Source organism: Streptomyces antarcticus, from assembly GCF_026627255.1.
Lineage (GTDB): Bacteria > Actinomycetota > Actinomycetes > Streptomycetales > Streptomycetaceae > Streptomyces > Streptomyces antarcticus.
The window spans coordinates 99,491-112,907 of sequence record NZ_JAPNLM010000010.1; the positions used below are offsets into that span (position 1 = coordinate 99,491).

Annotated in this window: 12 protein-coding genes; 2 read left to right on the forward strand and 10 right to left on the reverse strand. The window is 73.4% G+C overall.

Features of this window, described 5'->3' with window-relative positions; translation table 11 throughout:
- Positions 1-131 precede the first annotated feature (131 nt).
- Positions 132-1,436 (reverse strand): hypothetical protein, encoded by a 1,305-nt coding sequence (locus tag OTB16_RS17255; RefSeq protein WP_267721117.1) that lies wholly within the window; start codon positions 1,434-1,436, stop codon positions 132-134.
- Positions 1,437-1,874: 438 nt separating this feature from the next.
- The gene (locus tag OTB16_RS17260) at positions 1,875-3,158 is read right to left on the reverse strand and encodes an adenylosuccinate synthase (RefSeq protein WP_267721119.1); all 1,284 of its coding nucleotides are present in this window, start codon (positions 3,156-3,158) and stop codon (positions 1,875-1,877) included.
- A 184-nt stretch (positions 3,159-3,342) separates the two neighbouring features.
- On the opposite strand from OTB16_RS17260, the gene OTB16_RS17265 reads away from it, so the two are divergent.
- Positions 3,343-4,203 carry a diacylglycerol kinase catalytic domain-containing protein gene (locus OTB16_RS17265; RefSeq protein ID WP_267721230.1) on the forward strand — a complete coding sequence of 287 codons (861 nt, stop codon included), beginning with the start codon at positions 3,343-3,345 and terminating at the stop codon, positions 4,201-4,203.
- 107 nt (positions 4,204-4,310) lie between these two features.
- Here OTB16_RS17265 and OTB16_RS17270 read toward each other — a convergent pair whose 3' ends face one another.
- The 7 genes from OTB16_RS17270 to OTB16_RS17300 form a co-directional block, all read right to left on the reverse strand.
- Positions 4,311-5,534: a cytochrome P450 gene (locus tag OTB16_RS17270; protein ID WP_267721120.1), complete on the reverse strand. Its 1,224-nt coding sequence runs from the start codon at positions 5,532-5,534 to the stop codon at positions 4,311-4,313.
- Positions 5,535-5,731: 197 nt separating this feature from the next.
- Positions 5,732-6,391, reverse strand: a complete 660-nt coding sequence (locus tag OTB16_RS17275) for a response regulator (protein WP_267721121.1) — start codon at positions 6,389-6,391, stop codon at positions 5,732-5,734.
- Positions 6,388-7,767: a sensor histidine kinase gene (locus tag OTB16_RS17280; RefSeq protein ID WP_267721122.1), complete on the reverse strand. Its 1,380-nt coding sequence runs from the start codon at positions 7,765-7,767 to the stop codon at positions 6,388-6,390. Before OTB16_RS17280 ends, OTB16_RS17275 begins: the two co-directional genes overlap by 4 nt.
- Before the next feature lie 88 nt (positions 7,768-7,855).
- Positions 7,856-8,527, reverse strand: coding sequence for a response regulator (locus tag OTB16_RS17285; protein WP_267721123.1), 672 nt, complete (start codon positions 8,525-8,527; stop codon positions 7,856-7,858).
- A 5-nt stretch (positions 8,528-8,532) separates the two neighbouring features.
- Positions 8,533-9,867 (reverse strand): sensor histidine kinase, encoded by a 1,335-nt coding sequence (locus OTB16_RS17290; protein WP_267721124.1) that lies wholly within the window; start codon positions 9,865-9,867, stop codon positions 8,533-8,535.
- A gap of 10 nt (positions 9,868-9,877) precedes the next feature.
- Positions 9,878-11,185: an acyltransferase family protein gene (locus OTB16_RS17295; protein ID WP_267721125.1), complete on the reverse strand. Its 1,308-nt coding sequence runs from the start codon at positions 11,183-11,185 to the stop codon at positions 9,878-9,880.
- Positions 11,178-12,296, reverse strand: coding sequence for an alpha/beta hydrolase (locus tag OTB16_RS17300; RefSeq protein WP_267721127.1), 1,119 nt, complete (start codon positions 12,294-12,296; stop codon positions 11,178-11,180). Before OTB16_RS17300 ends, OTB16_RS17295 begins: the two co-directional genes overlap by 8 nt.
- Before the next feature lie 185 nt (positions 12,297-12,481).
- Between OTB16_RS17300 and OTB16_RS17305 the strand changes: the two genes are divergently transcribed.
- Positions 12,482-12,964, forward strand: coding sequence for an HIT family protein (locus OTB16_RS17305; RefSeq protein ID WP_267721128.1), 483 nt, complete (start codon positions 12,482-12,484; stop codon positions 12,962-12,964).
- A gap of 32 nt (positions 12,965-12,996) precedes the next feature.
- On the opposite strand, the gene OTB16_RS17310 is transcribed toward OTB16_RS17305, so the two are convergent.
- Entirely contained in the window at positions 12,997-13,386 is a 390-nt protein-coding gene (locus OTB16_RS17310) for a nuclear transport factor 2 family protein (protein ID WP_267721129.1), read from the reverse strand.
- Positions 13,387-13,417: the final 31 nt, after the last annotated feature.

Consider the following 13,417-nt stretch of genomic DNA (forward strand, 5'->3'; position numbering starts at 1 on the left):
GGGGCTGCGGGTAGGCGGAGTTTAACGTTTCGCCTGGCCGGAAACGCACCGGGTTTCCCACGGCCTGCCGCACCACGCGCGAGGGCCCGGCGCACGGGTGCGCCGGGCCCTGCGGGCGGTACGGGAGGGGGTCAGGCGCCGATGCTCCGGCGCCGCCGGACCCCGAGCCAGGCGGCGGCGGAGCCGAGGGCGACGAGGGCCGCGGCGAGCCCGGCGTACAGGCCCGTACGGTCGTCCGAGCCGGTGTGCGCGAGGGCGCCGCCGGCCGTTTTGGCGGCGTTCACCGGGGTGGTCGTCGTGGCCGCGGAAGAAGCCGGGGGCGTGGCCCGAGGCGTCGCCGGCGCGGTGGCGGCGGGCGTGGCCGACGGGGTCGCGGAGGGCGTGGCCGCCGGACCGGTGGGCTGCGTCGTCGGGACGGGCTTGGCCGGGGTGACGGCGGCGAAGGCCGAGGCGTCGGCGAACGGGTAGCCGTTGCCCGTCGCGAGGCCGGTCGAGGCCTTCAGCGTGACCTTGGTGATCTGCGTCAGCCGGGTCTTCGGGCCGAAGGTCACCCGCAGCCGCGCGACGCGCTCGCCGGAGGCGGAGCCGAAGCCCTTGGCGATCATCGGCAGGTGGTAGGTGCCGTCGGCGGCGTCGGCCGTGAGCTCCTCCCACCGGCCGCCGCTCTGGGCGCTGATCCGCAGGTCGGCGGCGGTGTTCGAGATGCCCCCGCCCGCGACGCTCGCGGTCAGCCGGGTGGCCAGGGCGGAGGCGAACGCCCCGTCACCGGTCTGCCGGTAGGTGAGCTTCAGCTCCTGGCAGAGATCGGCGCCGGCGCCCGGCTCGCACGGACCGGCCTCCTCCAGGCGGGTGTTCAGCTTCCCGGGGGTCATCGACGGGCTCGCCTTGAAGGTGTGCGCGTCCGGCTTCGCCACCTCGTGGGCGAGGCTGGTGGCGGTCAGCGCGAGGTCGCCGTCGTTGGTCGGGTAGTCCTTGCCGAGGCCGATGGTGACCTTCCACTTCAGCGCGCCGCCCGCCGGGACGTCGAACCCGGTGCCGGGCTTGCCCGCCGGGTGGAAGAGGCCCTGCCAGCCGCCGTCCTGCTGCCCGACGAGGTACTGGGTCGCGGGGGCGTCGACCGGCTCGACCTCGTAGACGATGTCCGCCTTCTGGAGCGGACTGGCGCCGGCCGGGGTGGCGAGCAGCCACGGGTGGAAGGGGGCCGCCTTGTCCGAGGAGTTCTTCACGGTCAGCTCGAACGTCTGCGCCGCACCGCCGCGCGTCAGCGGACCGGCCGGGGCCGGGGCGCCGAGCTCCACCGTCAGCACGGGCTTGCCGTCTTCCGCCGGTGCCGCGTACGCGGTCAGCGGCAGCAGGGCGGTACCGGCCACGGCTGCGACGACGATGCCGGCGGCAGCGGAGCGGAGGTGACGGCGGCGGGCGGTGCGAGCGGACATGGTGGACTCCCCCAAGGAATCAACGAGGGCGTGCTGCGGGACGGCAGCGAGCCGGGAGGAACGAACGGAAGGCAGGTGCGCGAGGGCGGAGCGGCGGGGAACGAAACGGGTCGGGTACCGGCAGAGCGCGGGCCCCGGAGAGTGGTGCGGAGGGTCGCTCCCGGCCGGCTGTGGAGCTGCCTGGCCGCTGCGATGGGCCCATCCTCGCGCGCCGGTGATCTTGGAACTATGGGTTCCGTGTCACCGCTTCGCAACAGCCGCGAGAGGGCGGCGTGCCCGGCGAGTCGCCTGGTCAGCCCGGTGCCTGGTGCCTGGTGCCTGGTGCCTGGTGGGTGGTGGGTGCCCTGTGCCCGGATACGACGGAGGGGCGGGACGCGTGGTGCGCGTCCCGCCCCTCCGGGTGGGCCTGTGGGCCTGTGAGCCGGCGGCCCGGTGCTGCTAGAGGAAGGAGTTGATCTCGATCGTCTCGGTCCGGCCGGGGCCGACGCCGATCGCGGAGATCGGGGCGCCCGACATCTCCTCCAGGGCCTTGACGTACGCCTGGGCGTTCGCCGGGAGGTCCTCGAAGGTCTTGGCCTTCGTGATGTCCTCGGACCAGCCGGGGAGGTATTCGTAGATCGGCTTCGCGTGGTGGAAGTCGGTCTGCGAGTAGGGCAGCTCCTCGACGCGCTTGCCGTCGATCTCGTACGCGACGCACACCGGGATCTGCTCCCAGCCGGTCAGCACGTCCAGCTTGGTGAGGAAGAAGTCCGTCAGGCCGTTCACGCGGGTCGCGTAGCGGGCGATCGGCGCGTCGAACCAGCCGCAGCGCCGGTCACGGCCGGTGGTCACACCGCGCTCGCCGCCGATGCGGCGCAGGTCCTCGCCGTCCTTGTCGAACAGCTCGGTCGGGAACGGGCCGGCGCCGACGCGGGTCGTGTAGGCCTTCAGGATGCCGATGACGCGGCTGATCTTCGTCGGGCCCACGCCGGTGCCGGTGCAGGCGCCGCCGGCGGTCGGGTTCGAGGAGGTGACGAAGGGGTAGGTGCCGTGGTCGACGTCGAGCAGGGTGCCCTGGCCGCCCTCGAACAGCACGACCTTGTCCTCGTCCAGCGCGTTGTTGAGGATCAGGGTGGTGTCGGCGACGTAGCCCTTGATCTGCTCCGCGTACTGGAGCATTTCCTCGACGATCGCGCCCGCGTCGATCGCGCGGCGGTTGTACAGCTTGGCGAGGAGCTGGTTCTTGCCCTCCAGCGCCGCTTCGACCTTCTGGATGAGGATCGACTCGTCGTACAGGTCCTGGACACGGATGCCGACGCGGTTGATCTTGTCCGCGTAGGTCGGGCCGATGCCGCGGCCGGTCGTACCGATCTTGCGCTTGCCGAGGAAGCGCTCGCCGACCTTGTCGAGGGTGACGTTGTACGGCGTGATCAGATGCGCGTTACCGCTGATCAGCAGCTTGGAAGTGTCGATGCCGCGCTCGTTCAGGCCGCGCAGCTCGGAGAGCAGGACGGCCGGGTCGACGACGACGCCGTTGCCGATGACAGGGGTGCATCCGGGGGAGAGGATGCCGGAGGGGAGAAGGTGCAGCGCGTACTTCTGGTCGCCGACGACGACCGTGTGGCCGGCGTTGTTGCCACCCTGGTAGCGCACTACATAGTCAACGGATCCACCGAGCAGGTCGGTGGCCTTTCCCTTGCCCTCGTCACCCCACTGAGCTCCGAGCAGCACAAGAGCGGGCACAGGCGTACACCTCTTCCGGATGGGGCATGTCCAAGGTCAGGGGGCGTACGACGATGTACACCGCAGGCTGAGCCGTCGGACCGGTACCCCGGAATAGACGAAGGCCCTGGCGCAATAGCGCAAGGGCCTCTTGCACAAAGATGCTACCCGAGGAAGGACCGAGGTGTCGGCTCCAGAGCCCACCATGAGCCATGCGGGCGCGCCGGTAGGCGGCCTGCTGCTGCTCGTCGACCCGGTCGCCCGCCGTCTTGACGGCGAGTCCGTGCGGATCGCGAAAGATGTGTTGTCAGCGGGAGCGGCGGCGAAAATCTGCCTTCCGGATTCGCAGGAGGAGTTTGCGCGGGCCCTCGCCCGCCGGGGTCATCGGCAGCCGGTGATCGTGGGCGACGACCGGGCGCTGGTCCGTGCCGTCGGGCTGTTGCACCGCGAGCGGGGGCTGGCCGGAGGGGCTGTTTCGCTGATCCCGGTGGGCCAGGCGGCCAACCTGGGGCTGGCCCGGTCGCTCGGTGTGCCCCAGTCGGCCGTCACGGCGGCGCGGGCGGTGCTCGACGGGTCGGTGCACATGTGCGACCTGCTGGTCGACGACAGCGACGGGGTGGTGCTGGGAGAGCTGTGGATCCCGCCGCTGCGCGCCGGGTCGGACGCCGCCTCCCGGGGCCCCCGGCGGCCGGGGACCGGGCCGTCGGTGTGGAGCGCGTACCGGTCGCTGGTGCGGTCGCTGGTGCGCCCGGTGGGCGGCGGGGGACCGGTGCCGCGCCGGCTGCGGGTGGAGGCCGACGGGGTGGTGCTGGTGGACGTGGACCGCCCGGTGGAGGACGTCTCGCTGTCCACGCGGGACGACGGCGGCCTCGCGGAGGTCACGGTCCGGACGGCCGGGGGCGCCGGCGGCGCGGGCGCTGGCACGGTGGTGCGGGCCCGGGCCAAGACGGTGACGGTGTCGGGCGCGGACTTCCGCTACCGCGCCGACGTCGCCGTGGCGGGCCCGGTGCGCCGCCGTACGTGGACCCTGCACCCTGCGGCCTGGGCACTCACCCGGCCCCGCTGACACGTCCGCCGGAGCGCGGCGGCCGGGCGCTCGCGCCGGAGCGCGGCGGCCGGAGCACGAACGTCAGAACGCGGTGAGTCAGAACGCGGTGAGTCAGAACGCGAAGGTCAGAACGCGACGATCAGCTCCTCCAGCCCCCTGATGACGTACCCGTCCCGCCACCGCGGCTCCTTCACGAGTCGCAGCGGCGGGACCCCGGGCGCCAGCAGCGCCCCGAAGGACGCCTCCAACTCCCGTCGCGCCAGGGGGGCTCCGAGGCAGTAGTGGATTCCGGCGCCGAAGGTCAGATGCGGATTGTCGGCCCGTACGAGGTCCAGAACGTCGGGGTCGGCGAACCGCGCCGGGTCCCGGTTCGCCGAGCCGAAGAGCAGCGCGACCTCGGCGCCGCGGGGGATGACGGTGTCACCGACCTCGATGTCGTCGAGCACCCAGCGTTCGAACATTTGTAGGGGTGTATCGAAGCGCAGGAGTTCATCCACAGCTGTGGACAAGTATTTGGACGCCGCGTCCCCGGGGTGCGGACGGGCCCGGAGCTCCGCGAGCTGTTCCGGGTGGCGCAGCAGCGTCCACCAGCCGTTGGCGGTGGTGTTGACGGTCGCTTCGTGCCCGGCGTTCAGCAGGAGCACGCAGGTGGAGATCATCTCCTGCTCGCTGAGGCGGCCCGCCTCGTCGTGGGCGGCGATCAGCCCGGAGATCAGATCCTCCCCGGGTCGGGCGCGCCGCTCGGCGATCAGCGCCCGCAGGTACGCGCTGAACTCCTCGCTCGCCCGCACCGCGCGCCGCGCCGTCTCCTCGTCCGGCCGCAGCTCGAACATGCCGCAGATGTCCGCCGACCAGGGCCGCAGCAGCCCCCGGTCCGCCTCCGGGATGCCGAGCAGTTCGGCGATCACCGCCACCGGCAGCGGTTCGGCGACGGCGGTGAGCAGATCCCCGCCGCCGTCCGCGACCAACTGCCCCACCAGCTCCCGCGCGAGCCGCCGCACGGCGGGGACCAGCCGCTCCACGGTCCGCGGGGTGAAGGCCTTCGCCACCAGCCCGCGCACCCGCGCGTGCGCGGGGTCCTCCAGGTCCAGCAGGCCGTTGCCGTTGAGCACGTGGAACGGCTCGTGCTCCGCCGGAGGGGCCGCACGGCCGAACTCCTCGTGCGAGAACCGGTGCAGGTAGGTCCGGCCCAGCCGCCGGTCCCGCAGCAGCGCGCTCACATCGGCGTAGTGCGGCACCAGCCACTGACCGGTGGCCTCGTACCACACGGCCCGCCCACGCCCCCGCAACTCCCGGTAGGCCGGGTACGGATCGGCGACGAACGCGGGGTCCCACGGATCAAAGCCCATCCCCGCACCCTAGGGGGTGACCGGAAAGGTTCCCGTGTCGCGGCGCCCGGCGCGGCACCCCGCCGCGTTGTCGGCGCCACCGGCGCGGCAACCGGACCCGCCGGACGGGCTGTTCCCACAACCCCCGTACCGTCCAGAGCGGTTCCCCGCCCGCCCGGAGGCCCGGGGCGCCAGCGCGCCGCCTCGCGCCCCGCGCCCTAGCCGGGCCGTACCAAGCGGGTCTCGTAGGCGAACACCGCGGCCTGCGTCCGGTCCCGGAGACCCAGCTTGACCAGGATCCGGCTCACATGGGTCTTGATCGTGGACTCCGCGACGACCAGCCGGTCGGCTATCTCGGCGTTGGAGAGCCCCTGAGCGATCAGCACGAGCACCTCGGTCTCGCGCTCCGTCAGCTCTCCCACGCCCGCCGGGTCGGCGAGCCTCGGGCTCTCGGCGAGCTTGGAGAACTCCGCGATCAGCCGCTTGGTCACCGAGGGTGCCAGCAGCGCCTCGCCGGCCGCCACCACCCGCACCCCGTCGGCCAGCTGACGGGCCGAGGCGTCCTTGAGCAGGAACCCGGAGGCCCCGGCCCGCAGCGCCTGGTACACGTACTCGTCGAGGTCGAAGGTCGTCAGGACCAGCACCTTCGCGTCGGTGTCGGCGGCCACGATCTCCCGCGTCGCCTCCAGTCCGTTCATCAGCGGCATCCGGATGTCCATCAGCACCACGTCCGGCCGCAGCGCCGCCACCTGCGCGATGGCCTCACGGCCGTCGACGGCCTCCCCGACCACCTCGATGCCGTCCATGGCGTTCAACAGGACCGAGAAGCCCTCGCGGACCATCATCTGGTCGTCGACGATCAATACCCTGATCGTCATGGCGTTCCCGCCCCGGAGCCCGCCCCGGAGCCCGCCCCGGAGCCCGGCGCGGACGCGTCCTCGGCCGCCGACTCGGCACGGCCGCGCACCGGGATGAACACCGCCACCTCATACCCGCCGCCGACCGTGCTGCCGGCCGTCATCTCCCCCTCCAGCATGGCCACGCGCTCCCGCATCCCCGTGATCCCGTGCCCGGCTCCGGGCGAGGGGCGGACGTCCCCCGTCGCCGCCTCGTTGACCACGCGTATCCCCAGGCCGCCGAGCACGTAGGACACCTCCACAGCGGCCTGCGCACCCGGCGCGTGCCGCAGCGTGTTGCTCAGCGCCTCCTGGATGATCCGGTACGCCGACAGCTCCACTCCCTGCGGCAGCTCCCGGACCGCGCCCGTGACGGTCTTGTCCACGCTCAGCCCGGCCTCCCGCACGTTCGCCAGCAGCCCGTCCAGCGAGGCCAGCGTCGGCTGCGGGGCGTCGGGGGCCTCGTAGTCCGCGGAGCGCACCACCCCCAGCACCCGGCGCAGTTCCGTCAGGGCCGCCACCGCGTTCTCCCGGATGGTGACGAACGCGGCCTCCAGCTCCGGCGGCGGATTCTTCACCCGGTACGGCGCCGCCTCCGCCTGGATCGCCACCACCGACATGTGGTGCGCCACCACGTCGTGCAGCTCGCGGGCGATCGTGGTCCGCTCCTCCAGCAGCGTCCGCTTGTCCCGCTCGACGGCCGTCACCTCCTGCTGCGCCGTCACCTCCGCCGTGGCGTGCCGGCGTATCTGGACGCTGCTCGCGATCGCCAGCGCGATGGCCGAGGTCACCGCCATCTCCGGAAGGTTCATCCCCGACCGGTTGCCGAACACCATCGCGATCACGAAACCCAGGGCGAAGGTCAGCGCCCACATCCAGGCCGCGATCCGCGGCCCGGTCCGCAGGGTCACCAGGACCAGGACGACGATGTAGGAGAAGAAGCTGCCCGGGGTCCAGGGCCAGTTCCAGGATCCGCCGAGCACGGCCAGGACCAGCGTCATCGCGACGGCCGCCCACCACGCACCCACCGGCCGCACCAGCGTCATCAGGATCGGGATCGCGGCGATGAGCCCTGCGGCGAGCCGCCCCAGATCGCCGAGGAAGGTCTGCTGGGAGCCGACCGTGAAGATCGCGGCGAAGACGGCCAGCGCCGTCACCGCCGCGTACCGGCTCCACGGCGAGTGCCTGCGTATCGCCGCGGGCATCCGCCGCATGAAGCGCCCCGGGGTCGCCACCAGCGGTAGCGGCCGGTAGGCGAAGGCATCGGTGATCATGTCCTGGCGCAGGGTCGCCAGTACCCCCGCTGCCATGCGGAACTCGGGTGTCCGGGCTGTCCCCCCGGCGGTCGTCTCGGTCATACACACAACCGTAGGTCGCCGCCCCCGTCGCCCGCGTCGCCGCTGATGGGGATATCCGGGGGTCCCCCTCAAGTACTACCCGGGTCCGTCAGTAGCCCGTCGGGCGGATCAGACCCGTCTCGTACGCGAAGACGGCGGCCTGCGTCCGGTCCCGCAGCCCCAGCTTCACCAGGATGCGGCCCACATGGGTCTTCACCGTCTGCTCGGCCAGGACCAGGTGCGCGGCGATCTCCGCGTTCGACAGGCCCTGGGCGATCAGCGACAGCACCTCCGTCTCCCGCTCGGTCAGCTCGTCGATCCGCGCACGTGACCGGCCGCGGGGAGCCCCCATCCGGGAGAACTCCGTGATCAGCCGCTTCGTGATGTTCGGCGAGAGCAGCGCCTCCCCGGCCGCCACCACCCGCACCGCCTCGGCCAGCTGGTCCGCCGAGGCGTCCTTGAGCAGGAAGCCGGAGGCCCCGGCCCGCAGCGCCTCGTACACGTACTCGTCGAGGTCGAAGGTGGTGAGCACCAGCACCTTCACGGAGGCGCCCGGGACGGCGGTGATGACGGACGTGGCCTCGATGCCGCCCATGCCCGGCATGCGGATGTCCATCAGCACCACGTCCGGGTCCAGCGCGGCGACCTGGGCCACGGCATCGGCGCCGTCCACAGCCTGGCCGACCACCTCGATGTCGGGCTGGGCGTTGAGCAGCACGGTGAACCCCTGCCGGACCATCATCTGGTCGTCGGCGATCATCACCTTGATGGGGCTGGTCATGGGGGTCAGTCCTTCTTCGTGTCAGGGGCGGATCCACCGGTCGGCTGCCGCGGGTCCATCGGGAGCACGGCGCTCACCTCGTACCCGCCGCCGGGGCACGGCCCCGCGGCCAGCTCGCCCCCCAGCATGCCCGCGCGTTCCCGCATGCCCAACAGCCCGTGTCCCGCGCCCGGAGAGGACGGGGCGGGGCGCGTCGGCGCGGTGTTGGCGACGCACAGGTGCAGCTCGTGCGGCCCGTAGGCGATGCCGACCTCGACCTGCGACCCGGGCGCGTGGCGCAGGCAGTTGCTCAGGGCCTCCTGCACGATCCGGTACGCGGTGAGCTCGACGCCCGGGGTCAGCGGCCGACGGCGGCCCGCGATCTCGGTGGTGACGTCCAGTCCGGCCCCCCGCACGTTGTCCACGAGGCCCTCCAGCTCGGCGAGGGTCGGCTGCGGATGGTGCGGGTTCGCGGGATCCTCCGGTTCCTCGGAGCGCAGGACGCCCAGTACCCGGCGCAGCTCGGTCAGGGCCTCCAGGGCGTTCTCCCGGATGCCGGACAGATTCTCCTTCAGCTCCTCGGACGGGTTCTCCACGAGGTGCGGGGCGACCTGGGCCTGGATGGAGATCACCGACATGTGGTGCGCGACCACGTCATGGAGCTCGCGGGCGATCCGGCTGCGCTCCTCCAGCAGGGTGCGCCGGGCGCGTTCCTCCCCGGTGAGGTTCTCCTGCTCGACGAGTTCGCCGCGGGCCAGCCGCAGCGCGCGCAGCGCGTAGCCGAGGAGTCCGGCGAAGCCGAAGAGGAGCGCGGCGCCCACGAAGGTGCTCTGGCCGTTCACCGGTTTGAAGAGCGCCTCGGTCAGGGCGGTGTAGCCGACCGAGACGCCGACGACCGCGATGGTGACCCTGGGCGGTACCCGTAGGGCGGCCAGGAGGATGAGCGGCGCGAAGGCGAACAGCCCGCCGGGCGTCCAGGGCCAGGTCGCCCCCGGCCCCAGGGGGAGGGGGATCGTCCAGGCGATCAGGGCCGCGGCCACCAGCCCGAGCCACCAGGCGGCGATCGGACGGAACAGCGCCAGCCCGATGGCCAGACCGGTCAGGACCGCCAGGAAGAACGCGAGGTCGCCGCTGACCTGGTACGGGTCGAAGAGCTGCGTCGCCGTGAGGAGGCCGAGGAGCACGGCCGCGAGCATGACGATCACGTGCGGCAGCCGGGCCAGCCAGCGCGGCCGCGACATCCGGGGAAGCGGGTCCCGGCGCAGGGTGAACAGTTCCCGCCCCACCGCCCGCCAGGTGGTGTCCCCCAGGACGGGGGCACGGAACGGTGGTTCGGCCGGGGACGGGGGCTTCGGAGTCACGGGGGTCACCCTAGGCACCGGTGACCTCCTTGACGGGGTCCGGACAAGCACCGGCCGTCCGCCGCGCGGCAGCCGGGCGGGACCCGGCCACCCGGGCGGCCCGCGGCGGCCGGGACGCCTGCGGGGGCCCGGGTGGCCGCGCAGACCCGGGTGGCCGCGGGGGCGGGGACGGCCGCGGGGTCGTCCGGGGCGACCGCCGTGACCGGGGTCGCTCGTACGCGCGGAACGCGGCCCAGCACACCGCCAGCGCGGCGGCGAACACCGGCAGCCACAACAGCCGGGCGGCCGTCCAGCCCACCGAGCCGGGCACCGTGTGCAGCCCGGGCAGGTCTGCCGAGACCAGCAGCCCGACGGCGGTGACAGCGATCATGGCGGTCTGGTGCCAGAGGAAGACCGTCATGGCGGACAGGTTCACCAGGGCCACCTTCGCCCAGGCCCGCGGCCGGCACATGGCCCGGGCCAGCGGCTCGCGGACCAGCAGCGCCAGCCCGCACTGGGCCAGGCCGAAGGCCACGGCGGCGAGCGTCGGCGGGTTCAGGTTCGACACCGCGGCGCCGGGAACGCCCACCATCGACGCCGGGTACCCGCCCCAGAGCACCAGCGAGGCGGTGGCGGCGGCCCCGCCGCAGAGCAGGAGCAGCGCCGGCCCACGCCGGGCGAACACCCCCCGGGACCACGCGGCGCCCAGGGCGTACGGCACGAGCCAGCCGGCGGCCACGTTGACCCAGCCGATCGCCTCGGGCCCGCCGAAGCCGAACCGCCACACGTCGACGCCCGCCACCACGGCCAGCGGCCAGAGCGGGTTCAGCCGCGCCACCAGCGGGGTCACGGCGGTCAGCGCGGCGAACACCAGCAGGAACCACAGCGGCGACAGCACCAGCGCGACCAGGGTCCGCACGGTGTCCAGCGGCACCCCGCCGAGGAGCATCCCACCCGCGGCCACGGTCCACAGGACCAGTACCGCGGCGACCGGACGGAACAGCCGGCCCAGCCGCTGCCCGACCCAGGTGCCGTACGGGATCCCCCGCGCCCGGGCCGACGCGTACCCGCCCGCCGCGACCTGGCCGCCGACGAGGAAGAAGACGGCGAGGGTCTGGAACACCCAGGACACCGGGGCCAGCCAGGGCATGTACGCCAGCGGACTCGCGCCGCTCAGACCGCCGTTGGCGGTGGTCACGGCGGTGACCAGCCAGTGGCCGAGCACCACGCCAAGGATCGCGAAGGCCCGCAGCGCGTCCACGGCGCGGTCCCGCCCGGCCGGGGTGGCGCCGTCGACGCGGTCCGCCAGGACGGACCAGCGGGAGCGGAGGCTACGCACGGGACACCCCCGGAGCAGGGACGATGGCGGAGGTGCCGGTGCCGGTGCCGGTGCCGGTGGCGGTGCCGAGGACGATGGCGGCCAGGCTGTCGAGGGATTCGGTGCCGGGCTTGAGGTAGTCGCTGTGCCCGGCGGAGCCGGCGGCGAAGGGCCGGGCGCCGAAGGCCGGGTCGACCGGGTCGGCGCCGAAGCCGACCCCGGCGACCCGCACGTGCGGAACGCCGCCGATCCAGTCGCCGGTGCCCCGGCCGGCCCACACCCGGGCCCCGGTCGGCAGGTCGCCGGCGGAGTCGGCCCCCGTGCCCGGGCTGCCGAACAGGGCCACGTCGGTGACCCCCGGCCCGGTGGCGGTCCGGGCACAGACCACGGACCCGTAGGAGTGGCACAGCAGGGAGATCCGGGCACCCGGGCCCGACAGCCCCCGCAACCGGTCGAGGAAGGGCCGCAGTTCGGCGGCGGCCTCGTCCGCCCGTCCGGCGGTGAGGACGGTGACGCTGACCGTACCCGGAGTGTCGTACCCGAGCCAGGCCACCACGGCCGAGCGCGGGTGCTCGGCCTCGAGGCGCTGCTGAAGGGCGACGGCCCCGGCGCGGAACCGCTGGTAGGTGTCGAGCGTGGTGTCCGACCCGGGCACGAGCACGGTGACGCGGTCGGCGCCCTCCAGGCCGCCGAACACCTCGACGGCGCGCCCCTTCCCGCGGCCGTCGAACGCGAGGAACCGGGCCGCACCGCCCGCCTCCATGGCACGGAGCTTCGCGGCCCGGCCCGTGCGGCCGGCGCTCCGGGCCGTACGGGCCGCCTCGGCGAGGTTGGCGAGGTTGGCGGCGTACCGCCCCTCTGCCGTGGCGTCCTCCGCGAACACCACGGGCGGCGGCGCGGGCACGTCGGGGGAGGCGGCGGCGGAGACGGGTATCGCGACGGCGGAGGCGACCAGGGCGGCCAGCACCGTGCGCCGCGCCCGCCCTCCGGCCCGCCCACCAGCCCGTACGGCCCCGGCGACGCCCGCCGCGCCCGCCGTCCCGGTCGCCGTGCCGGTCGCCGTGCCCGCCGCGCCCGCCGTGCCGGTCGCCGTGCCCGCCGTGCCCGTTGTCCCGGTCGTCGTCCCCGCCATCGTCTGTTCCTTCGGTCCGGAAGAGCCGTCCCCGCCCCTCTCCGTTCCGAAGTTAGAAATCCAGGCCCGTGGTTCGCGTCCCGCTGCGGAGCCGTGTTCGTACGTGGCTCTCAGGTATGACAGGGGTTACGTGAGAGGCGAGTTGGGACCGGTTGAGACGCCCGGCCGTTCGTTAGGGTCTCGTCATGAGCGATACCGCGTGGCGCCACGACCGCATCGGCAGCGCGCACCGGGGGGAGAACCCCACCGTCCTACGCCGCCTCGACACGGGCTTCGCCGTGATCGGCGACCGGCAGTTCCTGCCCGGGTACGCGGTGCTGCTGACCGACGACCCCGCCGTCACCCGGCTCTCCGACCTCCCCCGGGCGCGCAGGACCGCGTACCTCTGTGACATGGAGCGGCTCGCCGAGGCCGTCGAACTGGCCTGCCGCCGGCTCGACCCGGCCTTCCGCCGCGTGAACATCGAGATCCTGGGCAACACCGATCCGTACCTCCACGCCCACATCTGGCCCCGCTACGACTGGGAGCCCGACGACCTCGTCCGGATGCCGGTCTGGCTGTACGACCGGGAGGCGTACTGGCGCGGCGAGGAACACGCCCTGGCCCCCCGCCACGACGGCCTGCGCGCCGCGATCGGGGAGGAGCTGGACCGGCTCGGCGCCGCCTGACGGCTCGGCGCCGCCTGACGTCAGCGGGCGGCTCAGTCCGCCAGCAGGGGTTCCACGTACCCCGCCCGCCAGCGCGGTGCAGGGTCCTGGCCGGGGCTGGTCCAGTACTCCCTCGCGCGCACGATCTCCCCGTTCCGCACGGTCCACAGGGAGACGGCCCGGTAGACGACGTGGTCCTGAGGTATCTCCACCTCGGTGACGACGAGGTCCTCGTCCGCCAGGATGCGCAGCAGTTCCACCGGTCTCTCGTCCGAATAGCCGTCGTCGCTGTTCACGGCGATGAAGTTGGCACGCCCCACGATGCGCTCACCGCTCACGGGCCATTCGATGACCGCGTCCTCGGCGATGAGCCTGGCCACCCCGTCCCAGTCGCGTGCCTCGATCCGCTCCCACAGTTGTGCCACTACGTTCAACGGCTCCATGTGCGGCAGTGTCCGACGCCGCCGTCATACG

What these genes read in the sequence shown, in the direction of transcription:
- OTB16_RS17255 (WP_267721117.1), bottom strand. Translation starts at nt 1,436, where the DNA reads ATGTCCGCTCGCACCGCCCGCCGCCGTCACCTCCGCTCCGCTGCCGCC.
- OTB16_RS17265 (WP_267721230.1), top strand. Translation starts at nt 3,343, where the DNA reads ATGAGCCATGCGGGCGCGCCGGTAGGCGGCCTGCTGCTGCTCGTCGAC.
- OTB16_RS17270 (WP_267721120.1), bottom strand. Translation starts at nt 5,534, where the DNA reads ATGGGCTTTGATCCGTGGGACCCCGCGTTCGTCGCCGATCCGTACCCG.
- OTB16_RS17275 (WP_267721121.1), bottom strand. Translation starts at nt 6,391, where the DNA reads ATGACGATCAGGGTATTGATCGTCGACGACCAGATGATGGTCCGCGAG.
- OTB16_RS17280 (WP_267721122.1), bottom strand. Translation starts at nt 7,767, where the DNA reads ATGACCGAGACGACCGCCGGGGGGACAGCCCGGACACCCGAGTTCCGC.
- OTB16_RS17285 (WP_267721123.1), bottom strand. Translation starts at nt 8,527, where the DNA reads ATGACCAGCCCCATCAAGGTGATGATCGCCGACGACCAGATGATGGTC.
- OTB16_RS17300 (WP_267721127.1), bottom strand. Translation starts at nt 12,296, where the DNA reads ATGGCGGGGACGACGACCGGGACAACGGGCACGGCGGGCACGGCGACC.
- OTB16_RS17305 (WP_267721128.1), top strand. Translation starts at nt 12,482, where the DNA reads ATGAGCGATACCGCGTGGCGCCACGACCGCATCGGCAGCGCGCACCGG.
- OTB16_RS17310 (WP_267721129.1), bottom strand. Translation starts at nt 13,386, where the DNA reads ATGGAGCCGTTGAACGTAGTGGCACAACTGTGGGAGCGGATCGAGGCA.